At 66.5% G+C, this 19,711-nt stretch carries 21 protein-coding genes and 1 pseudogene; 11 read left to right on the top strand and 11 right to left on the bottom strand.

What is annotated here, in order from left to right; all coding sequences use genetic code 11:
* The coding region (locus MKK55_RS12675) for an alpha/beta hydrolase (protein WP_243935032.1) at positions 1–639 on the bottom strand (639 nt) is incomplete at its 3' end.
* A 199-nt stretch (positions 640–838) separates the two neighbouring features.
* Here MKK55_RS12675 and MKK55_RS12670 point away from each other — a divergent pair.
* Together MKK55_RS12670 and MKK55_RS12665 are read left to right on the top strand one after the other, a co-directional pair.
* Positions 839–1,048 (top strand): hypothetical protein, encoded by a 210-nt coding sequence (locus MKK55_RS12670; RefSeq protein WP_243935031.1) that lies wholly within the window; start codon positions 839–841, stop codon positions 1,046–1,048.
* A gap of 214 nt (positions 1,049–1,262) precedes the next feature.
* On the top strand, positions 1,263–2,345 hold the full coding sequence (locus tag MKK55_RS12665) for a catalase family protein (protein WP_243935030.1): 1,083 nt from the start codon (positions 1,263–1,265) through the stop codon (positions 2,343–2,345).
* 59 nt (positions 2,346–2,404) lie between these two features.
* Here MKK55_RS12665 and MKK55_RS12660 read toward each other — a convergent pair whose 3' ends face one another.
* A complete protein-coding gene (locus MKK55_RS12660; RefSeq protein ID WP_243935029.1) occupies positions 2,405–3,376 on the bottom strand; it encodes an HWE histidine kinase domain-containing protein in 972 nt (323 codons plus the stop codon).
* A gap of 384 nt (positions 3,377–3,760) precedes the next feature.
* Between MKK55_RS12660 and MKK55_RS12655 the strand changes: the two genes are divergently transcribed.
* The gene (locus MKK55_RS12655) at positions 3,761–4,888 is read left to right on the top strand and encodes an HWE histidine kinase domain-containing protein (protein WP_243935028.1); all 1,128 of its coding nucleotides are present in this window, start codon (positions 3,761–3,763) and stop codon (positions 4,886–4,888) included.
* Between the two features lie 13 nt (positions 4,889–4,901).
* On the opposite strand, the gene MKK55_RS12650 is transcribed toward MKK55_RS12655, so the two are convergent.
* Entirely contained in the window at positions 4,902–5,639 is a 738-nt protein-coding gene (locus tag MKK55_RS12650) for a Crp/Fnr family transcriptional regulator (protein WP_243935027.1), read from the bottom strand.
* Positions 5,640–5,817: 178 nt separating this feature from the next.
* Here MKK55_RS12650 and MKK55_RS12645 point away from each other — a divergent pair, with 178 nt between their 5' ends.
* The 5 genes from MKK55_RS12645 (at position 5,818) to MKK55_RS12620 (ending at position 9,722) form a co-directional block, all read left to right on the top strand.
* Complete coding sequence (locus MKK55_RS12645) at positions 5,818–6,582, top strand: Crp/Fnr family transcriptional regulator (RefSeq protein WP_243935026.1); 765 nt, start codon at positions 5,818–5,820, stop codon at positions 6,580–6,582.
* 2 nt (positions 6,583–6,584) lie between these two features.
* The gene (locus tag MKK55_RS12640) at positions 6,585–6,848 is read left to right on the top strand and encodes a hypothetical protein (RefSeq protein WP_243935024.1); all 264 of its coding nucleotides are present in this window, start codon (positions 6,585–6,587) and stop codon (positions 6,846–6,848) included.
* Between the two features lie 169 nt (positions 6,849–7,017).
* Positions 7,018–7,653, top strand: coding sequence for an NAD(P)-dependent oxidoreductase (locus MKK55_RS12635; RefSeq protein ID WP_243935022.1), 636 nt, complete (start codon positions 7,018–7,020; stop codon positions 7,651–7,653).
* Positions 7,654–7,656: 3 nt separating this feature from the next.
* A complete protein-coding gene (locus MKK55_RS12630) occupies positions 7,657–7,848 on the top strand; it encodes a hypothetical protein (protein WP_243935020.1) in 192 nt (63 codons plus the stop codon).
* Positions 7,845–9,722, top strand: a complete 1,878-nt coding sequence (locus MKK55_RS12620; RefSeq protein WP_313898964.1) for an ATP-binding protein — start codon at positions 7,845–7,847, stop codon at positions 9,720–9,722. Before MKK55_RS12630 ends, MKK55_RS12620 begins: the two co-directional genes overlap by 4 nt.
* A gap of 41 nt (positions 9,723–9,763) precedes the next feature.
* On the opposite strand, the gene MKK55_RS12615 is transcribed toward MKK55_RS12620, so the two are convergent.
* On the bottom strand, positions 9,764–10,657 hold the full coding sequence (locus MKK55_RS12615; RefSeq protein ID WP_279596156.1) for an alpha/beta hydrolase family esterase: 894 nt from the start codon (positions 10,655–10,657) through the stop codon (positions 9,764–9,766).
* A 131-nt stretch (positions 10,658–10,788) separates the two neighbouring features.
* Positions 10,789–11,028, bottom strand: coding sequence for a hypothetical protein (locus tag MKK55_RS12610; protein ID WP_243931711.1), 240 nt, complete (start codon positions 11,026–11,028; stop codon positions 10,789–10,791).
* 329 nt (positions 11,029–11,357) lie between these two features.
* On the opposite strand from MKK55_RS12610, the gene MKK55_RS12605 reads away from it, so the two are divergent.
* The gene (locus MKK55_RS12605; protein ID WP_243935015.1) at positions 11,358–11,618 is read left to right on the top strand and encodes a hypothetical protein; all 261 of its coding nucleotides are present in this window, start codon (positions 11,358–11,360) and stop codon (positions 11,616–11,618) included.
* A gap of 320 nt (positions 11,619–11,938) precedes the next feature.
* Here MKK55_RS12605 and MKK55_RS12600 read toward each other — a convergent pair whose 3' ends face one another.
* The 3 genes and pseudogenes from MKK55_RS12600 to MKK55_RS12590 all read right to left on the bottom strand — a co-directional run bounded on the left by MKK55_RS12600 (position 11,939) and on the right by MKK55_RS12590 (position 13,277).
* Entirely contained in the window at positions 11,939–12,079 is a 141-nt protein-coding gene (locus tag MKK55_RS12600) for a hypothetical protein (RefSeq protein ID WP_243935013.1), read from the bottom strand.
* Positions 12,076–12,537, bottom strand: coding sequence for a DNA-binding protein (locus MKK55_RS12595; protein WP_243935011.1), 462 nt, complete (start codon positions 12,535–12,537; stop codon positions 12,076–12,078). Before MKK55_RS12595 ends, MKK55_RS12600 begins: the two co-directional genes overlap by 4 nt.
* Positions 12,534–13,277: pseudogene (locus tag MKK55_RS12590) on the bottom strand (IS5 family transposase). Before MKK55_RS12590 ends, MKK55_RS12595 begins: the two are co-directional and overlap by 4 nt.
* A gap of 695 nt (positions 13,278–13,972) precedes the next feature.
* Here MKK55_RS12590 and MKK55_RS12585 point away from each other — a divergent pair.
* Positions 13,973–14,278 (top strand): hypothetical protein, encoded by a 306-nt coding sequence (locus MKK55_RS12585; protein ID WP_147907769.1) that lies wholly within the window; start codon positions 13,973–13,975, stop codon positions 14,276–14,278.
* Between the two features lie 12 nt (positions 14,279–14,290).
* Here the strand turns inward: MKK55_RS12585 and MKK55_RS12580 are convergent, their stop codons facing one another.
* Positions 14,291–14,449 carry a DUF3606 domain-containing protein gene (locus MKK55_RS12580; RefSeq protein ID WP_243935009.1) on the bottom strand — a complete coding sequence of 53 codons (159 nt, stop codon included), beginning with the start codon at positions 14,447–14,449 and terminating at the stop codon, positions 14,291–14,293.
* 690 nt (positions 14,450–15,139) lie between these two features.
* The gene (locus MKK55_RS12575) at positions 15,140–16,198 is read right to left on the bottom strand and encodes a CorA family divalent cation transporter (protein WP_243935008.1); all 1,059 of its coding nucleotides are present in this window, start codon (positions 16,196–16,198) and stop codon (positions 15,140–15,142) included.
* A 237-nt stretch (positions 16,199–16,435) separates the two neighbouring features.
* Between MKK55_RS12575 and MKK55_RS12570 the strand changes: the two genes are divergently transcribed.
* On the top strand, positions 16,436–17,902 hold the full coding sequence (locus tag MKK55_RS12570) for a carbohydrate porin (RefSeq protein WP_243935007.1): 1,467 nt from the start codon (positions 16,436–16,438) through the stop codon (positions 17,900–17,902).
* Positions 17,903–17,992: 90 nt separating this feature from the next.
* Here the strand turns inward: MKK55_RS12570 and MKK55_RS12565 are convergent.
* A partial coding sequence (locus tag MKK55_RS12565; protein WP_243935006.1) for a cation:proton antiporter occupies positions 17,993–19,711 on the bottom strand: 1,719 nt, incomplete at its 5' end.

Raw genomic sequence — 19,711 nt, 5'->3', positions numbered from 1 at the left:
ACCGAGCAGAGCGACCTTTGACGGGTCGCCGCCGAAGCTTTTCGCGTTGGCGAGCGCCCACTTGTAGGCGGCGAAGGCGTCCTCGTGCTGGGCCGGGAACTTCGCCTCCGGCGCGTGCCGGTACTCGACCGAGACCACCACGGCCTTTGCGCCCTTGGCGATGGCGCGCGGGGTGGCGTCGTAGGTGTCGAGGTCGGCGATCACGAACCCGCCGCCGTGGTAGTACACCACGACCGGCAGCGGACCCGCAGCACCCTCCGGCGTGTAGATCCGGACCTTCTGGGATACGCCGCCGGTCTCGTAGGCCAGCTCCTTCGTCGTCACGCCAGGCTCGGGTGCCGTCGGCTTGCCCTGCTCCGTGAGCAGCGCCTTGACGCCATCGGTCGGGCTCGGTTGCTTGCGGGCGTCCTGCGGCGAGAGCTTCGGAAGCGGCTTCGGATCTAGCTTCTTCAGGGCGTCGAGGACGTGCTTCAGGTCGACGTCGAGATTGGCCATCGGTGAGCCGGTCACCGTCGAGACGGCACCGTCGAAATGATCCTTCATCGTCGGCTGCGCCTGCGCCCAGGCCGCGGAAGCGGTCAGGAGTGCGGTGCCGGCAAGCAGGGCGGCAAGCGCATGCGACTTCGTTCGAACGATCATGTGGTGTTACTGGTGTGGGAAACGGACCGCCCATGAAACGGGCAGGTTCTCGACCAGGGCAACGACACCTGTGCCGTAGCGTTCCTTACGTGCCCCGCCTGATGACGTAGGCGTGATGACACCGACCAAGCCTGGAACCCCATACGCCATCGGAGCTTGGCTCGCTGGGAAGAAGCCCAGTCCAAGAAAAAGGAACATCATGTCGAGCGACACTGAGAAGCATCATGCGTTGCTCAGCGCGCTCAAGGCTGCACAGGGCAAGGCCGACGGTTCCTTCGAGCTGACCGTCACCAATGCCTTCGAGCATGTCTTCGAGCACCTTGGGCGCCTAAACTCACACGTCTCGGTCGGTGGGCCCCACGGCGAGGATCGCCCCCTGCAGGATGGGGAGACCACGACCCTTCGGTAAGTCTCCTCTGCTGTCTCCTGCATTCCCTATGTCGGCCCGACCAACGCGCGTAGAGATGCTTTCAAGGTGGGCCAGGCCGTCCTTTGTACCGAATGACCTCGTGCATCGGTTTCCAGGCAGGATTTCGGATTTCGAAAGCACATTGCACCTGGAATCGACCGCGCTCTTTCCGGCTGCGGCCCGTTTCCTTTCCCCGCACCCTACGAGGCAGCGCATGACCTACCTTCGATACGCACCTGACATCGAGACGCCCGCCGCGGACGAGCAGAAGACGATTGAGGGCATCATCAAGGGCATGACGCAGCAATCGGAGACCGTCGAGGCCCGCGAGCACCATGCCGTACGCGCCAGCCACGCCAAGAGCTCGGCCTGTGTCACGGGCGAGTTGACGATCGCCGCCGGCCTGCCGCCTGAACTGGCCCAAGGGTTGTTCGCCACGCCCGGCACCCACCCCGTGGCCGTCCGCTTCGCGCAGGGGCCGGGCGAGACCCTGGGCGACCGCGTCTCGACCCACCGCGGCATGTCCATCAAGGTGTTCGACGTCCCCGGCGAGAAGCTGCCCGGCCACGCCGTCGATACCCAGGACTTCGTGCTCGCGACCGGGACCACCTTCCCCTCGGGTACGGCGGCCGGCTTCCTGCGCGACGGCACGGTCATCGGCAAGTCGACCGGGCTGCCGGAAGGGGTCAAGAGCGCGGTCTCGTCGACCATGCGCAATCTCAACCGGGCGCTCCATGCCTTCGGGACCGAGAGCGCGCTGGCAGACTTCTTCGGCCATCCCTACAGCCATCCCCTTGCCGACAGCTACTTCAGCCAAGCGCCGGTCCGCTACGGTGACTACGTCGCCAAGCTCGGGGCCGTGCCGGTAACGGAAAGCCAGCGCACCCTGTCCGAGTGGCGGCTCGATCCGCATCAGGACGAGGACGGCTTCCGCCATGCCACGGTCGCCTTCTTCCGGGAGAACGAAGTGTTGTTCGAGTTGAAGGCTCAGCTCTGGGCCAACGTCGAGAGCCAACCCATCGAGGACGCCTCGGTCGACTGGCCCGTCTCGATCAGCTCTTACCGCACCGTGGCCACGCTGCGCCTGCCCCGGCAGGATGCCTACTCAGCGGATCGCGTGCGCTACTTCGACGAGGTGATGACGTTCCGTCCTGCTTACAGCCTCGCGGCACATCGGCCGCTCGGCTCCGTGATGCGGGCGCGACTGCAGGTCTACCAAGCCTTGAGCGCGTTCCGCCATCGGGAGAACGGCGTGGTCGCGCAGGATACCGCGAGCATCGACCAGATCCCGGCCTAGGACCCGCGTTCTGTGCGCCGGTGTGCATAGCCTGGAAGGCCGACCCTGTATCCTCAGCCCTAGGCGCCCGTTGGAGCCGCCGGCATCGGAAGCGCGACGGCGATTCTGAGGCCGTCCGGATCATAGGCGATGTCGACTTTGGCGCCGACCTGCTGGGTCAGGACGCGATTGAGCAGTTGCGAGCCGAAGCCTTCCCGCGTCGGCAACGCGACGGGCGCTCCGTCATGCTCGTTCCACGTCCAGTGCAGGACGGACCCCTCGGGAGCTTCCTCGACGGACCAGTCCACTGCAACCCTGCCGTCCGGATCGGCGAGCGCACCGTGTCGGATGGCGTTCGTCGTCATCTCGTGCAGCGCCATCCCGACCGGAACCGCCAGTTCCGAAGGAAGGAGCACTCGGGGTCCCCTCAGCGTCACACGCCGTAGGCCGGGCCTGTCGTAGGCTTCGAGTTCCGTGCGGAGCAGGTCCTCGAAGGGGACGACCTGGACATGGTCCTCCGTGATCAGCGCGTGCGTCTTGGCGAGGGAGGCGATACGGCCGGAGAAGGCCTGCCGAAACTCCGACAGGCCGAGAGAGGAACGCAGGGTGGCGTTGAGCACGGCCTGGACGGTGGCAAGCGTGTTCTTCACCCGATGGTGGAGCTCGCGCACCAGCATGGCCTGGCGGTCCTCGGAGGCGCGACGTTCGGTGACGTCCCGTTGCGCCGACATCCACCGCGTGATGCGGCCATCCCCGTCACGCAGGGGCGTGATGAGCCATTCGACGACGTAGGTCGAGCCGTCCTTGCGATGGTTGATCGCTTCGCCCTGGAACGCCTCGCCGGCGTTGAGCGCCGTACGCATCCTGTCGATGACGCTCCGGTCCGTGAGCGGTCCCTGGAGGAGGCGCGGGCTGCGGCCCAAGACCTCGACGGCCTCGTATCCGCTCATGCGGGTGAAGGCGGGATTGACGTACTCGATGCGGGGCCCGGGGTGTTCGAGCTCGCCACAGGTGATCAGGATGGCCTCGCCGGACCCCTCTACCGCGGCCAAGAGAACCTCCAGGTCGGGCCTGACCCCTGCCGTGATGTGTTCCTCCCGCAAGACCGCCCCCTGTCGGCCCACGATCCTAGACCCAAACGGACAACTTCCGGCGCGGACCGTTGTTTCTCCCTGCGGCACTTCCCCCTGGGCGAGCCGCGTTCCGGACGGATGGCCCATCGAGAACCCGGCGTGATCGCGTCATGTCCAGCGGTTCGTGGGATCGTGGGCGTAGGGGGACATGACATGGGTCGCCCCATCCGGGGAGATCAAAGGCAGTTCCGGTCGGGCAAATCGAAAAATACGATCCTATGATGATGCCACCAGGATTCCATCACGGTATCCCTGGATCATCGCATGTGGCCCGAGCATTCACAGGCCATGTAGGATCAGGCCATGACCCAGGGCATAGACCGGGTGCAGACCTCGAACGTGGTCCCCCTGCGGACCGGCGTCCCCCCGTCTTCCGGAGCGTCGAGCGGTCCGTATCGTCTGGATCTTCCCTCGGGCGAGACCGAGGACAATGCCTACGACCGGTGGAACGCCTGGAACCTGGGTCGCGAGCTCATTTCCGCGAGCCAGGACTGCGTCGAGGTGATCGACGACCTGGGTCACCTCCGCCTCCGGAACCCGATGGCCCGTCGCATGCTCGGCGACGACGACATCGCCGATGCCGGCGACGAATCATGGTCCCTGTCGTGGCCCGTGGTCGTTCGCGAAGTCGCCTCGGACGCCTTGGCCGTGGCGGCCACGGTCGGCACCGCGCGTTTCGACGGGTGGCGCGCCGCCGCCCAGGGCGGGACGGTGTATTGGGACGTCGTCCTCTCGCGCATCGTCGACGTGGACGGCCGGCTCGTGGGCATCCTAGCCGTCTCCCGTGACATGACCCAATTGCGCCGGATCGAGGACGGACACGACCTTCGCGGTCGGGAACTCAGCCATCGCCTCAAGAACATGTTCGCCCTGGTCAACGGCCTCGTCACTCTTTCGGCGCGCAACCTCCCATCCGTCCAATCCTACGCCGGAACTCTGCGCAACCGCTTCACGGCCATGAGCCGGGCGCTCGAATATCTCCATGTCGCCCCGCCGGACGAGCGATCGTCGCGTGCGCAGCAGACCCTGCAGGGGCTTCTGGCCGCGTTGCTCGATCCCTACGACGACGTTGGCGAGGAGCGTCGGTTCATCCACGGCGGGGTGGACGACGTCCCGGTCGGCGACGGATCGGTGACGGGTCTGGCGCTCGTCATCCACGAGTTGGCCACGAACGCGATCAAGCACGGTGCCCTGTCCGAGGAGGGTGGTACCGTCACCATCGACTGTCGACGGGCCGGCAACGACATGAGCCTCGTCTGGACCGAACGGGGCGGTCCCCCTATCCGCACGCCGCCGTCCCATGAGGGTTTCGGATCGAAGCTCACCGACCGCACCGTCCGCGGGCAGCTTTGCGGGACGATCTCGCACCACTGGGACGTCGAAGGCCTCAGTGTGGCCATTGCCCTGCCTTGGGCCAACTTGGCATCCTGAGCATCAGCCTTCCCTACGATGCGCACAACTCCGTTTGGCCCTGGCCATCGACGAGCCGGGCGTGCTGCGCTTCAGCCACCCCGTAGGAGTCGCCCGCGAGCCTGAGCAGGGCGGCTCGTCTTCGCACCGTGATGGTGCCTCGCCGCGTCCCGATGACGTCGGCGCGCTCAAGGGTGGCGACGGCCGTCGTCAGGCCGGTGCGATTGACCCCCAGCATTAGGGAGAGGAACCGATGGGTCGTCGGGAGGAGGTCGCCGTCGACGCGGTCGTGGCACATCAGGAGCCAGCGCGCGAGACGCTGCTCCAACCTGTAGCCGCCGTTGGCAAGCGCCGTCGAGGCGACCTGGACGTTCGAGGCCTGTGCGTAGCGAAGCAGGCCATCGCGGAGACCGGGATTGTCGCGCAGGGCCTCCCGCGTCTTGCCGCCCGCCATCGACCAGGCCACCCCCACCATCTGGACCCGGCCTTCGTCCGGTGTCCGCCCGGCGCCGAGCAGCACCGGCACTCCGACCATGCCCTCCCGACCGACCAGCCCGAGCTCGATCTGACCGGCGTCTGCGGATGCGGCGATGAGAGAGACGATGCCCCGCTCGACGAACCACACCCGTGGGATCGGCGTGTCGGCGGCGATCAGCACCTGGCCCACGGCGAGGGGGACGTTGTCGAGGTGAGGCTGCAGCAGGGCGAAATCATCCGGCGTCAGAACCGCGAGGAGATGGTTCCGGCACCGATCCTGGATGGGGTGGGACACGGTTTCGTCTTCCTCGGGACGGGGGGCGCCGTGTCTTGACCACTTCCCTCAAGATGCGCCGGGCCCCGTCCGCAACAAAGGGGGACGCACCGGAAATCGGCGTGAAAACCATCCTATGATTGCACAGCGTCGTTTTACCGACCTATGGTCACATAGCACTTTGAAACGAAATGGCTTGATGCAACATGCGCTGATCCGGAAGTTGGAGAGTTACGAGACGCTGTCCGACAAGGACCTGCGGGCGCTGAACGCGTTGGTGCCTCGAATTCGTCACGTCGGGGCCCGTGTCGACCTAGCGAGCGAAGGCGATCCGCCCGACAACGTCCACCTCGTGCTCGATGGGTTCGCCTGCCGCTACAAGGTCCTCGCAGACGGCAGCCGCCAGGTCATGGCTTACCTCGTCCCGGGCGACTTCTGCGACCTGAACGTCTTCATCCTTGACCAGATGGACCATAACATCGGCACGATCTCGAAGTGCCAAGTGGCGGACATCCCGCGTCAGGCCATCGAGGAGATCACGGCGAACTATCCGCTCATCACGCGGGCGTTCTGGTGGTGCAACCTCGTCGACGAGGCCGTCCTGCGGGAATGGCTGGTCAACATGGGTGTGCGCGCCGCCGACGAGCGCATCGCCCACCTGATCTGCGAACTCCATGCACGCCTTGAGGCCGTGGGGCGCTGCAAGGACAACAGCTACGAGTTTCCGTTCACCCAGACCGACATCGCCGATACGATGGGTCTCTCCAACGTTCATGTGAACCGGACCCTGCGCGACCTGCGGGGCATGGGGCTGATCACGCTGAAGAACAGTGTCATGACGATTCTCGACGTGGAGCGCCTGAAGGATTTCTGCAAGTTCAACCCGAACTACCTTCATCTTAAGAGCGCGCGCTGGGTCGACCGGCGGAGCGTCGTCTGGGCCAACCTATCGCAGGGAAGCTAGCCGTGCCCGCGCGAGGCAACGTCGAGACGCTTGTCACGATGCAGCCGATCGCCGTGGACACCGGGAGTGACGACCGGGATGGGATGCTGGTGATGGCGAACGGGATGCTGGTCGCGGTCCTGGTCCAGCTCGCCATGACCGATCACGAGGAGGCCGGCGATTGGTTCGTCGAGGTCGCCTTGGGTCGTCTCCGCGTGCACCGTACCCCGACGTTCGGGAACCTCGACGACGCGACCCGTTGGGTGCGCCAGCGCCTTCGGGCGTGATGCGCATCGCGGTGGTCGAGGGCTTCGCTGTGATTGGCGAAGGCAAGGGCGGTCTCTGGGAGGACCAGGGTTACGCCTGATACGGCGGAATCCGACCGCATCTGAATTGATCGGTATGGCACGGTCTCACCCCGTGCCCCCTTGCGGTCGTCGCCACCCGGGAGGCCCCATGGCCCACGTTCTCGTCATAGGTGCCAGCAACGGCATCGGCCTGGAAACGGTCAAGGCGGCCCTGGGGGCCGGGCACCGCGTGCGTGCCTTTGCCCGCTCGGCCACCAGGATCGACCTGTCCGGGGCTAACCTGGAGCGCTTCACGGGCGACGCCCTGAAAGTCGCCGACGTCGAGGCCGCGCTCGTAGGTGTCGATGGCGTGGTCCAGGCGCTGGGGGTTCCGTTCCGAGATCTGTTCGGGCCGGTGCGCTTGTTCTCGGATGCGACCAACCTGCTCGTGCCCGCCATGGAGAAGGCCGGCGTCCGTCGCCTCATGTCGGTGACCGGCTTCGGGACGGGCGACAGCCGGGAGGCGGTCGGCCTCCTGCAGCGGGTACCGTTCCGGCTCGTGTTCGGGCGTGCCTACGACGACAAGGACGCGCAGGAAATCCGCATCCGGAAGAGCAGCCTGGATTGGACGCTGGTGCGGCCGGGCGTCCTCACCGGTGGGGCCGCCACCGGCCGATACCAGGTCCTCGACGAGCCGACCTCATGGCGGAACGGCCTGATCCCGCGGGCCGACGTGGCACACTTCATCGTCCAGAGCCTCCAGAACGACTCCTACGTCAAGAAGGCCGTGGTTCTGGTCGGATAGTTTTTGGAACAGGATGGCCCGTCCGAATGGCCGATGCCGAGCCATGAACGCTGGAATGGTTACGACCCGGCACGGGAACACGCGGTGGGAGATTCGATCATCAACGCTTTTGACAACGCCGACGCCGACGAAACCCGGACCGTCATCGGGATCGTGTCGGACGACAAAGTCGATCACCGTGGAGAAGGATCTTGAACGCGACCGAGACGGACGGCCTGCAGGAGCTTCTTCGCCAGCAGACGACGCTCGCGCGCTTCGGGGAACTCGCCCTCCGATCCGACGATCTCGACGAGATCCTGACTGAGGCCTGCCGCCTCGCGGGCCAGGCCCTCGGGACCGACCTCGCGAAGGTCGTCGAGCTCCAGCCGGACGGGAAAACCCTTCGCGTGCGCGCGGGGGTCGGCTGGAAGGAGGGCGTCATCGGAAAGGCGACCATCACCGCAGAGCACGACACCTCGGAAGGGCATGCGTTGCGGACCGGCGAGCCCATGATCTCGCCTGACATCGCGAAGGAGACGCGGTTTCGATACTCGCAGTTCCTTATCGACAACGATGTGAAGGCGGTGGCCAACGTCCTCATCATCGGCGGTCACGGGAAGCCGCCGTTCGGCATCCTCCAGATCGACAGCCACGTTCCCCGCCAGTTCACCGAGAGCGATACCCTCTTCCTGCGCAGCTACGCCAACCTGCTCGCGGGTGCCGTCGACCGCATTCGCGTCACCGGCGAGGTTCGGGACGACGAGGCGCGTGTGCGAACCGCACTTGAGCAGCGCGTCGCCGAGCGCACCCGCGCGCTGACCGAAGCCAACGACAGGCTCCGCGCGGAGGCCGAGGAGCGCGGACGGATCGAGGAGACGCTGCGCCAATCGCTCAAGATGGAGGCCGTTGGGCAGTTGACCGGAGGGCTGGCGCACGACTTCAACAACCTGTTGGCCGGCATCTCCGGTAGCCTGGAACTGATCCGATCGCGCTTGAGGCAGGGCCGCGCCTCGGAGGTCGACCGCTACGTCGACGTCGCGATGACCTCGGTCGAGCGGGCCGCCGCGCTCACCCACCGGCTCCTCGCCTTCTCGCGGCGCCAGACGCTCGATCCCAAGGCGACCGACGTCAATCGGTTGGTCTGCGGCATGGAGGACCTGTTCAGTCGTACGGTCGGGCCGGGGATCGCGGTCGAGACCAGGCTGGCGGACGACCTTTGGCCGGTGCTGTGCGATCCGAATCAGCTCGAAAACGCGCTGCTCAACCTGGTCATCAACGCTCGGGACGCCATGCCCGATGGCGGTCCCCTCATGATCGAGACCCGGAACGCGACGGTTCCAGATACGCGTCCCGGAGCAGACCCCACGACGTCGAAGATGCCGGCGGGCGAGTACATGGGCCTCTTCGTCACGGATGGGGGCACCGGCATGCCCCCGGAGGTGATCGCCCGTGCCTTCGATCCGTTCTTCACGACCAAGCCCACCGGTGAGGGCACGGGCCTCGGCCTCTCGATGATCTACGGCTTCGTCCAGCAGTCGGGCGGCCACGTCCTCCTGGGTAGCGAGGCCGGCCAGGGCACCGTGGTGTCGATCTACCTGCCGCGGCATCTCGGGTCGGCGGACGTCGCGAAGCCGGCCGGCTCGGTGACCAGTCCGGCGGCTGCCGAAGCGGGCACGGTCGTGCTCGTGGTCGAGGACGAGGTCGCCGTGAGGATGGTGATCGTCGAGGTGCTCTCCGAGCTCGGCTACTTCGTGCTGGAGGCCGAGGACGGGCAGTCCGGACTGCGGATCATCGAGTCCCGCGTCCGCATCGATCTCCTCCTGACCGACGTCGGCCTTCCCGGCGGAATGAACGGGCGTCAACTCGCCGACGCGGCGAGGGCGCACAGTCCGGGACTGAAGGTTCTCTTCCTGACGGGCTACGCCGCGAGCACCGCGGTCAGGAACGGTCGGATGGAGGCGGGCATGGAGATCATGATCAAGCCGTTCGCGTTGGACGCGCTCGCGGCCCGGATCGAGGGCATGCTCCGGACGGATCGATGTGTCGAGATCCCCGCCTCCGTCGTGGGTATGCAAGCGAGCCCGGGTTGAGCATCGGGGGGATCGAACGCCTGCCGGTAAGCGTATGACGGTCAGTGTCGACGCGGACCGTCGTCCCTTGCGTGGGACATGAAGAACCGCAGCATTTCGCGACTGGCGTCGGGACCCTCGGGATCGGTGTAGGAGCCGACCTGGCTGCCGCCGGCCCAGGCGTGGCCCGCCCCATGAAGGAGCCACTGTTCCGTTTCCTGATTGCCGGCCGGGGTGGACATCACCGTCTTCGTGTAGGCCATCCCGCTCGGGGCATGGCCCGTGCTCACCGACGTCCGCAGGTCGCCGGCCGGCCTTGCCTGTGCGATGGCCTGGTCACCGTTGACGGGGGAGACGGTCCTGTCCCGGTCACCGTGGAACACGATGGTCGGCAGCGGCCGCGTCGCCCTCATGGGACGGATCAGGGCGCCCCTTCGCATCGCGGAGAGAGCGGACGAAACGCTCTTGGCCGAACCTCCGGCCAAGCCGGAATGGATGCCGACGGCGGCATAGAGATCCGGGTAGGCCAGCGCCATGATCGCCGCGGCGGCCCCACCGGAGGAAAGGCCCGAGACATAGACCCTGGCGGGATCGATCGCGAAGTCCTGCATGATCCGGCGCGTCATTCCGGCCAGGATCGACGGCTCGCCCCGGTCGCGCCGCTGGTCGCCGAGCCTGTACCAGTTCCAACTCCTGGCGATGTTGGCCGACCTCGGCTGGTCCGGGTAGGCGACGAGGAACCCCTGTTCCTCGGCCATCGCGTCCATCCGGGTCCCGATGGCGAAGTCGCGCGGCGTCTGGGAGCTGCCGTGCAGCATCACCACGAGGGGCACGGGCCGCCCGTCGTAAACGGACGGGACGTAAAGGCGGTAGGCCCGGCTCCCGGCGAGGTTGCCGAACCGACGCTCAAGCGCCGGTGGTGCTCTCAGTGAGGCGATCCCCGCAATTACAGCCATCAGGATACTTTCGTCGAGGAGAGCCGTCGGCGTCGCCAAGGGGCGACGAAGCAATCCGCCGATGATTCATCGGGCTCATCGATGGCGGCCTTCACGGCCGAGCCCGGTTCGCTCTCTGAGCCCCGTTCGGCCTATTGCAGGGCATCCACGCCGATGGGCATTGCCTGAAGGGCGAGCATGACTTGCACCGCGCGGATTAGGCCCACTGTCCGCTCGCTCGCGCCCCCGGAAGATGCCTTGTCCCGCAGGGCGATCAGGGCGAGTTCGAGTTCGGTCCGTTGGGCGCGATGACGTGTGTCCCGCTCCTGGTCCAGGAGGGCGATGAGGTCATCGAGGTAACGGCCGCTCGCCGTCCGTTGCGCTTTTTCCATCTGGCGCCGCTCCAGGAATGTGTCGTGAAGGCCCCGTCGGACAGGGGCCGGTTGAGGCCGGGAAGCGTCTCGCGACCTCGACGGCCGCGAGACGTCGTCTGGTGCGGGCCACTTCGACTTGACGGATCGGGCGAACCGGCATTCGAAAAGGCAGCAGACGACAGCCTAGCGATTGGACTGCAATCGAATACGATCATAGGATGAGATGATTTTATTATTTCCCATCCAAAAGAGTTTATTTTTCGAAAGCCTAGCTGGGCATGGACACGAGCATTCAAATGCTTAGGTTGCGGTTTCATGCCAGAAACCAAACATGTTCGTAAAAAGCCATGACAGATCATACGAACAAGACGCCCGAGTTTTGGCAAGATCTCGACCGGAGTGTTTCGACCCGCGTCGAGGATGCCTTGCGCCAACCCGGCCGCAATCGCGAGGCGTTGGTTTCTTCGTTGCGCGATCTTGAGGAGACTGCACGACGGGAATGTCGTCGGCGGGACACGATCCAGATCCTGACGAGCGGACGCCGGCTTCTCGGGGACCTGTCTCTCGTCGGGATCTCGGACGGACCGTTCTCCCACACCATGGAATAGTCGGACCGGCCCGTATGCCACAATTGGGCATCCCTTGATGAGTTGATACGGAAGCGCGCCCGCAAGGGCGGCTTCCGCGTCGGGACGCACAGGGATGCCCTGGCCGTGGCGCTACCTGCACCCGCCGCGGAACGCGCCCCGCAACGGATCGGAGGTCCCACCGCGATGTACCGCCCATCGTCGTGTGGACGGGACGGCGCTCACGCGGCGATCCCGTCCTCTGGTCTGCGCCTGCGGTATCGGCCGCCGCCCTCGCTCGCGAACAGCTTCTTGAACTTGATCCCCTGGTCGATCACGCCCTGGAGCAACTCCGGCCCCCACTACCCGGGATAATCCTCTGCTTCCTTCACGAACTCGTGGCCGATCCGCTGCGCGATGTCGCCGAGGTGCAGCGCCTCCTGCTCCGGGAGGATGTCCCATATCTCCTGCGCCTCGGTCCGCCAGAACGCCCGGGCCTTCACCGTCGCGACGTGCTCCTTCTGCCGTTCGAGCTCGTCCGCGAACCACGCAATCTCGTTCCACTGGCCTCGATCACGGCGTCGCGCGGGTTCACCATCCCGAGCGCCTCGTGCCTGAGCTCCCGCTCCGCGGCGATGGCCTCCGCCATGCGCAGGCGCTCCCTCACTACGATCGCTGCAGCCTTGGCCTCCGCCGCCTTCCACAGCGCCACGCCGGCCTTCGCCAGCCCCGTCTCGACCGCCCCCGGTAGGCCCGCGAACTCGATGACCGGGCTGTACGCGCGCTCCCGGGTCCACTTCGCCAGGTGCTTGCCGACGCACTGGTTGTTGCCAGCCACCCCCGCGTTCAGCTTGACCCGTTCCCACACGGGCCGAAGCGAGACACGCTCCTTGCCCTCGGTCCAAATTCGGTCTGCAGCTCGGAGGTTCTCCCGGGGATCTTCACTAGGCTCGGGACTCATAACCAGTAGCTGACGGTAGCGGCGATGTGGACGGCAGCCAGATAGTTGGTGGCCGACCGGTCGTATCGCGTGGCGATGCGGTGGAAATCCTTGAGGCGTCCGAACATCCGCTCGATTGCATTGCGACCCTTGTACAGGACGAGGGAGAAGCACGGCTTCCATCGCTGGTTGGACTTGGGCGGGATGTTGGGTGCCGCCCCCGTCGCCTCGATCTGACGACGGATGGCGTCGCTGTCGTAGCCCTTGTCGGCCAGCATGATCCGGCACGCCGGCGCGCGCTCCAGGAGTTGCGCCCCCGCCTTGCAGTCCGCCCGTCAGCAGGAAGGCGAGCGGGCGGCAGAACCGGTCGGTGAGGGCGTGGATCTTGGTGGTGCGTCCACCCCGCGAGCGGCCGATGGCTTGGCTTTGCTCCCCCCCTTTCCACCGGAGGCGCAGCGATGCGCCTTCACGGCCGAGGAGTCGATCAGCACCTGGGAAGGTGGCCCACCCGCACGGGCCAGGGTCACGAACAAATCACCCCAGACCCCCTTGGCCGCCCAGCGCACGAAGCGATTGTAGAGGGTCTTCTTCGGGCCGTAGATCTCCCGCGGGGCATCCGTCCAACGCCCACCTGACTTCAGCACGTGGATGATCCCGCTGATCACGCGTCGGTCGTCGACACGCTCCTTGCCCCGGGTGTCTGTCGGCAGGTGCGGAGCGATCTTCGCAAACTGCTCGTCGGTCAACCAAAACTCGGCCATCGGCTCCTCCTTCAACCGGAAGGAATCACAGACACGCCCGCCAAGCCAAACTTATGGGTCCGGACCCTAAGCAGAGGAACAGCTTTTTCTTTGTTGCAGTCATCGACAAGCAGTTGGACGGTGCTCAGGTGGTCCCACCCGGACAGCGGAATGTAGAATAACGTCCGCTTACAGGCAGGCGCTGAAACGTGATGAGCGGCCGGGTTGGGTCGATAGGAGGCCGTCCGCTTATCAAGCCGATCATCTCCGAAGCGGCCGTTCCGCTTACGGCCAGACTACGCCATGCCTGATCGTTATCGCGCGCAAAACCGGCCGTTCGGCTCTGCGCCCATCTCGGTCATTTAGGCAAGCTCGGCAACGCCCGCATAGCAGACATTCATAGACACACTGGCATGCTGCGCATTTGCAGAGGGGCAGAATTGATATTATTTAACCGAGAGTCGGCGAAGTAAAGGATTATTGAGGTCCAGCCCGCGACTAGTCGTTGAAGAAAGCACTTCCCGTTGATGTCGACGGCCACTACATTGGAATTGCGTTGGGCCGACGAGCGCCCCGCGACTGCGAGAACACCATCATACAGCCGGGCCACGAGCAATCTGTCGCTGAACACTTGTAAGAGGATGGTCGAGGTGGTTTCTATGAGGCAGAAATTCAGGTGTTGCACGCCAAGCTGAATTACTGACGAGTGGATCGACGTGCGGTTCACCCACAACGCGACCGGGCTCAACCTGACGATGAGTTGGCCGAAGTGGAAGCTTGGGCGTGGCTTGAACTATCTGGTGGAGTTGGCAGCCGGCTCGTCGGTACTGCAGTTAAAGGACGTGCGGTTCGTAGAGGCGCTTAGACTGACTGACGCGCTCGACGTGAAGGGCGAGGGCACGATCATCAAGGTTGCGCTGGCCAAGAGCACGGCCGGCCTGGACCGTCTGGAGGTGTGCTACTGCAGGAACGGCTCGGCCACCAAGACCAACCCGTTCGTCGCCCCCACCCGCAAGCTGTGAGCGGCCCCGGCCTCAGCGCCGGAGGTGGCCGCGCAGTGTGGTGACGCGGATGCCTACGAGGCGCACGGCCTTGCGGAGTTGCTCCTCACTGACCCCGAACAGCTTGGCGTAGGACTCGCGGCTGGACCGGTCGTGGATGTCGAGGTGAGTGCGTTCGGTCTCGGTAGCCATCGGTGTTCGCTCCCTGACACGCCTCTCGAAGGAACGCCGTCGTCTGTGGGATCAACGCGACCTCACCCTCCGTGTTGCGACCCAAACAGACGCGTTCCGCCGGTCATGCACAGGTTCCGCGGACGATCCAACGAATGGAAGCGTCTCGCCGTTATGCAGGTCGACCTCGAGATCGACCTTGAAGAACCGGAGAGATGCCACGACCGGAGCCTGCCCAGTCCAGGTGACCTCGCTTTCATATCGGGTGTGAAACTCATCCGAAATGGCGCCCAGGAAGGAATGCAACCAAAGACGCTTGGCGCTCTTCTTCTCGTATCCACCACATCGAACATTTCGTCGGCCGCGCCCGTCGGATGATCCGCGTTCGCGAAGGCCGCAGCCATGATCCATTGCAATCATTATCAAGGTGGCGAAGCCCGACCGGCCCTCACCTAAGTCGCTCGGGTACTGTCGAGGCGAATGGTACCTCCCGAGAACGCGGACCTCCCGTCGCGCCTGGCCGAACTCGTCGCCGTGCTGCTCGCACGCGATGGCGAGCGCGGCGACCGTCGTCCGGACGACGCTTGAGAAGTCACAGTTCCAAATGGCGAGCCTTCGGACAGCCACTTCGTTCCCAACGAGATGCGCGGCATCGGAACACGGCCAACGGAAGTGATCCGCTCACGGTCAGAACGGTCGCGAAGGGTATGCTCACCCCCTGGGTGGACGAATGCCGAGCAATCGTATGACGGCAAAGGCTAGGACGGCCGATGCCAAGCTGAGGCCGCACACGAAAAGGAAACCGTGCGGATCGTCGCCCAAGGGCAGCCCCTTCACGTTCATCCCGAACAAGCCGGTGACGAAGGTCGGCGGAAGGAACAGCGCCGACAGCACCGACAGGACGTAGAGCTGCCGGTTCGTCGCCTCGGCGATGCGTTCGGACACCTCTTCTTGCAGCAGCCGAGCCCGCTCCGCCTGCAGGGTCATATCGCGGTCTAGCGCATCGAGGCGCTGCGCGAGCCGGGCCGCCGCCGCGACCGCTGGCCCGTGGACGTTGTCCGTCGCCCCGTCCGTCTCCAGCCGGTGGAACACGGCGGCGAGGCCGGCGATCTGCCGATGCAGGCGCACCGCGTTGCGGCGGACGGGCCCGAGCCGGCGGCGGTCGTCGCGGGGCCGTCCGTCGAGGATGTGGTCCTCGATCCCGTCGAGTGCGTCCGAGAGCCTCTGCCCGGTGGTGGCCATCGCCGACACGACGTGCCCGACAAGGGTCTCAAGGAGCAAGGTCGGCGAGGCGACGGTGTGGCCCCCCTCGACCGCCGCGCGGGTCGCGTCCGGGCTTTCCGCCGGTCCGCGGCGGCCGCTGACGAGGCTGCGTGGTCCCAAGACGAAGTGGAGCCTGCCCGCCGGGACGGGCTTGGCTCCCGGGCGGGCGAGGTCGGCGACGACGCCCCCGATGTGGTCGGCCTCGACAGTGATGCGCTGGTGCTCGTCGGGCGCGAACACGGCGGTGGCGAGCCGGGTGGGACCGAACCTACCTTCGCTCGCCCGACCGAGCAGATCCGCCGCATCCAGGTCGTAGTGCAACCACAGGAACCCGCCGCCGAACGCGTCAAGGTCGCTCGCCGCCTGCGCCGGCGGGACGGACCGTCCCCGCCCATCCGCGTCGAACGCCATGGCCCATAGCGGCTCGCCCGGCCGGGTCGGCCCCGCGATGCCCGTCGTGGTCGAGGGCGCGGCGCTGGCGTCGACCGGCGGATCCGACGGCTTCATGGGTGATCCAATCGATGAACGGCCCGGTGACGGCGGGCCGATGAGACCATAAAAACTTTGAGTGGTGGCGCCGCACCCGTATGGTGCCCCCCGTATCCAAGCCGAGGGCGACCGACGAGCCGCATGGGCGCCGCACCGGACATTCGAGCGGCTCGTCGGTTCCCAGGGTTCTGCATCCTGCCAGACATCTCCACCGAACGCGCGTGGCGGCCGTCCGTCCATGGGCGCTCCGGGCACGTGCGAGCCTTGCGCGATACGCTCGCCGTCGCGCTGATCGTCAGCCTCGCACCCATCGCCGCAGTCGCCCAGTCCGCGAATACCGGCGCCGGCGGCGATCCGCGCACCTCGGTCGCCCAGCCCGAGGTGTCAGGCAAGCCGTCGGCGGTGGCGACGACCTCGATCCAGTCCGTGCTCGGTGACGCAGCCGATCCTACGGGTCTGCGTCGCTTCCTGTCTGACCGAGGGATTGTCCTCAGCTTCAACGCCATTGCCGACATCCTCGGCGACACTAGCGGCGGCACGCGTCGCACGGCCACCGTCCTCGGGCGGCTCGACATGCAGCTCGACGCCGACCTCGACCGCCTCGCCGGCTGGCACGGCGCCGCGTTCCGGGTCGAGGCCTACCAGATCAACGGCGCCGGGCTGTCCCGGGCCGCCGTCAACGACCTTGCCGTGATCAGCGAACTGGAAGCGCTGCCGTCCACCCGCCTCTACGAGCTCTGGATTGAGCAGCAGTTCCTCGACGGGCAACTGGCGGTCAAGCTCGGACAGGTGGCGGCCGACACCGAGTTCCTCGTGAGCCAGACCGCGACGCTGTTCATCAACTCGACGTTCGGCTGGCCGACCATCGCCGGCACCAACCTGCCGAGCGGTGGTCCGGCCTACCCGTTCGGCGCGCCCGCGATCCGGGCCAAGTACCTCCCGACCTCGAACCTCTCATTCCAGGTCGGTCTGTTCGACGGCGACCCGGCCGGTCCGGCGCGGCAGTGGAACGACCCGGACCCGCAACGGCGCGACCGCACCGGCACAAACTTCAGGCTGTCCGATCCAGCGTTCCTGATCGCGGAAGCGGCCTACGCGTACAACTTCGAGGAACGGGCCGGCACGGGTCAGGTTCTAGTCGAGCCCGGGACGGTGACGCTCGGGGGCTGGCACCATTTCGGCCGGTTCGATTCTCTCCGGGTCGATGACACCGGTCGCTCGCTCGCCGACCCTTCGACAACCGGGGTCGCCCGCAGGTTCCGGGGCAACGACGGCCTGTACGGGATCATCGACCAGACCGTGTACCGCGAGCCGGACGACGCCGGGCAGGGCGCAAGCGCGTTCGTGCGGGCGGTGACGTCGCCGGGCGACCGCAACCTGATCGACCTCTACCTCGACGCTGGCATCGGCTACCGCGGGCTGCTGCCGGGTCGGTCGAACGACACGGCGGGCGTGGCAGTGTCGTACGCGCGCATCTCGCCGTCGGCCCGGGGTGCAGATCGCGACACCATCCTGGAGACGGGCACCGCGATGCCCCGGCGGCGGTTCGAGGCGCTGATCGATGCCACGTACCAGGCGGTCCTCGGCCCGGGCGTGACGGTACAGCCGAACCTGCAGTACGTTTTCCATCCGGGGGGCAACATCCCCGACCCGCGCGACGCGCTCGGGCGGCGGATCAAGAACGCCACGGTCGTCGGCTTGCGGGCGACGCTGACCTACTGAGCGAGGTTTGACTCCTTGCGGAACCTCGGCAATGGCCATCCGACCCGAGAGTGAACCGGTCGAGCCCGGACGCCGTTCGGATACCGTTCGTCAGGCGTGCACCGGAGATGACCCTTCCGCTAAATCGAGGCGAGGAATGTCCGGCGCGGCGAAGGCAAGCATGCGATCCCCCTCGTTGGGGGCGGCACGCTCGTTGTCGACCGAGAGGAGTTTCACCGCCCCGTCCGTCTCGATCATCAGCAGGGCGACCGCGTCGGTCTGCGCCCACGCATTCGCGAGGACGACTTCGAACCGCCAGCCGGCCTCGTGCCGCCCGGCCAGGGCATCGAAGTCGACCGTGCCGTCGCCGAGAACCTTGCCGCGGGTATCCCGGCTGACACCCGTGTCCGCGTGCAGGAGGTGGTCCGCCGACGGCGCGAGTTGGTAGACGCGCTCGCGGCCGATCTCGGGGGCCAACCGAGTGCACACCAGCGCGTTGTAGAGCTCGTCCCGGGTCGCAGCGAGCAGATGGTCCGGGGGGTGGTCGGCGAGACCTTCCTCGGCATGCCGCGACAGGAGCTCGGCCTGCAGCGTTGGCACCCCCGCCTCACGAGCAGCCTGAAGCGCGCCAGGGTAGGTGTCGATTAGCACCACCGGCACGCCCGCGCGATGCAGGGCGACGACCATGTCGCTCGCCCATGGCGACGCCCCGACGACGGCGAGCCGCTGGGTCTCGGCCGCGGTGGACAGACCCAGTCGCCGAGCCAGCGGTCCCAGTGAAAAGCCATGAAGGATGACCGTGGCCACGATGACCGCGAACACGGTGGGCTGGATCAGGTCGCCGCCGGCGTAGCCCGCCCCGCTCAGACGGGGACCGGCCAAACCGGCGACGGCAGCCGCGACGATACCGCGAGGGCCGATCCAGCCCACGAACAGCCGCTCCCGCCGCGACAGGTCGCTGCCCAGCGTCGCGAGCCAGATGGCGGCCGGGCGGACCGCGAACAGGACAGCGGCGGTGAGAGCGAGGATGGGCAGGGACAGCTTGCCGAGGACGCCGAGGTCGAGGTCGGCGGTCAGTACGACGAACAGGCACGACACCAGGAGCACGACAAGCGCCTCCTTGAACCGACGCAACTCGCCCAAGCCCGGCACGTGGCGGTTCGCCAGCGCGATGCCGAACACGGTCGCACCGATCAGCCCTGCCTCGTGCATGAATAGGTTTGGGACGACGTAGGCGATGAGCGCGAGCGCCAGCAGCACCGGCGTCTTCAGCGTCTCCGGGACGAGATCCCGCCGGAACGCCCATGCTACTAAGAGGGCGAAGCCAACACCGAGGCCGCCCGCCACCAGCACGCCCTCGGCGAGGTGGAGCGCCAGGGCAGCCACCGGCGTCTCGTCGGCACCGTGCGGCACGCCCACCAGGATCTCGATGACGACTGCCGTGAGGATGGCCCCGACCGGGTCGTTGACGATGGCCTCCCATTTCAGGAAGGCGGCGGACCGGCGCTCCAGGCGGGCGTGGCGCAGCAGCGGCAGGATCACGGTTGGTCCGGTCACGACGAGGATGGCGCCGAACACCGACGCGGGGCCCCACATCATCCCACCGATGAGGTGCGCCGCGAGGGTGCCGAGGACGAAGTTGATAGGCAGCGCGAAGGCAGTGAGCCGGAGAACACCTTCGCCGGAAGCTCTGAGTTCGCGGAAATCAAGCGCGAGGCCACCCTCGAACACCACGATGGCTACCGCCAAGCCGATCAAGGGGCGCAGGTTCTCCCCGAAGTCGCGGGACGGGTGCAGCAAGCCGAGCACGGGTCCGACAAGGAACCCGAG

The sequence above is a fragment of the Methylobacterium sp. J-059 genome, from assembly GCF_022829485.1.
GTDB lineage: Bacteria > Pseudomonadota > Alphaproteobacteria > Rhizobiales > Beijerinckiaceae > Methylobacterium.
This window is presented reverse-complemented; position numbering and strand designations above follow the sequence as displayed.

Coding starts and splice junctions, on each gene's coding strand:
- MKK55_RS12670 (WP_243935031.1), top strand. CDS start 839: ATGTCGAGCGACACTGAGAAGCATCATGCGTTGCTCAGCGCGCTCAAG.
- MKK55_RS12665 (WP_243935030.1), top strand. CDS start 1,263: ATGACCTACCTTCGATACGCACCTGACATCGAGACGCCCGCCGCGGAC.
- MKK55_RS12655 (WP_243935028.1), top strand. CDS start 3,761: ATGACCCAGGGCATAGACCGGGTGCAGACCTCGAACGTGGTCCCCCTG.
- MKK55_RS12645 (WP_243935026.1), top strand. CDS start 5,818: ATGCAACATGCGCTGATCCGGAAGTTGGAGAGTTACGAGACGCTGTCC.
- MKK55_RS12635 (WP_243935022.1), top strand. CDS start 7,018: ATGGCCCACGTTCTCGTCATAGGTGCCAGCAACGGCATCGGCCTGGAA.
- MKK55_RS12615 (WP_279596156.1), bottom strand. CDS start 10,657: ATGGCTGTAATTGCGGGGATCGCCTCACTGAGAGCACCACCGGCGCTT.
- MKK55_RS12610 (WP_243931711.1), bottom strand. CDS start 11,028: ATGGAAAAAGCGCAACGGACGGCGAGCGGCCGTTACCTCGATGACCTC.
- MKK55_RS12605 (WP_243935015.1), top strand. CDS start 11,358: ATGACAGATCATACGAACAAGACGCCCGAGTTTTGGCAAGATCTCGAC.
- MKK55_RS12595 (WP_243935011.1), bottom strand. CDS start 12,537: ATGAGTCCCGAGCCTAGTGAAGATCCCCGGGAGAACCTCCGAGCTGCA.
- MKK55_RS12580 (WP_243935009.1), bottom strand. CDS start 14,449: ATGGCTACCGAGACCGAACGCACTCACCTCGACATCCACGACCGGTCC.
- MKK55_RS12575 (WP_243935008.1), bottom strand. CDS start 16,198: ATGAAGCCGTCGGATCCGCCGGTCGACGCCAGCGCCGCGCCCTCGACC.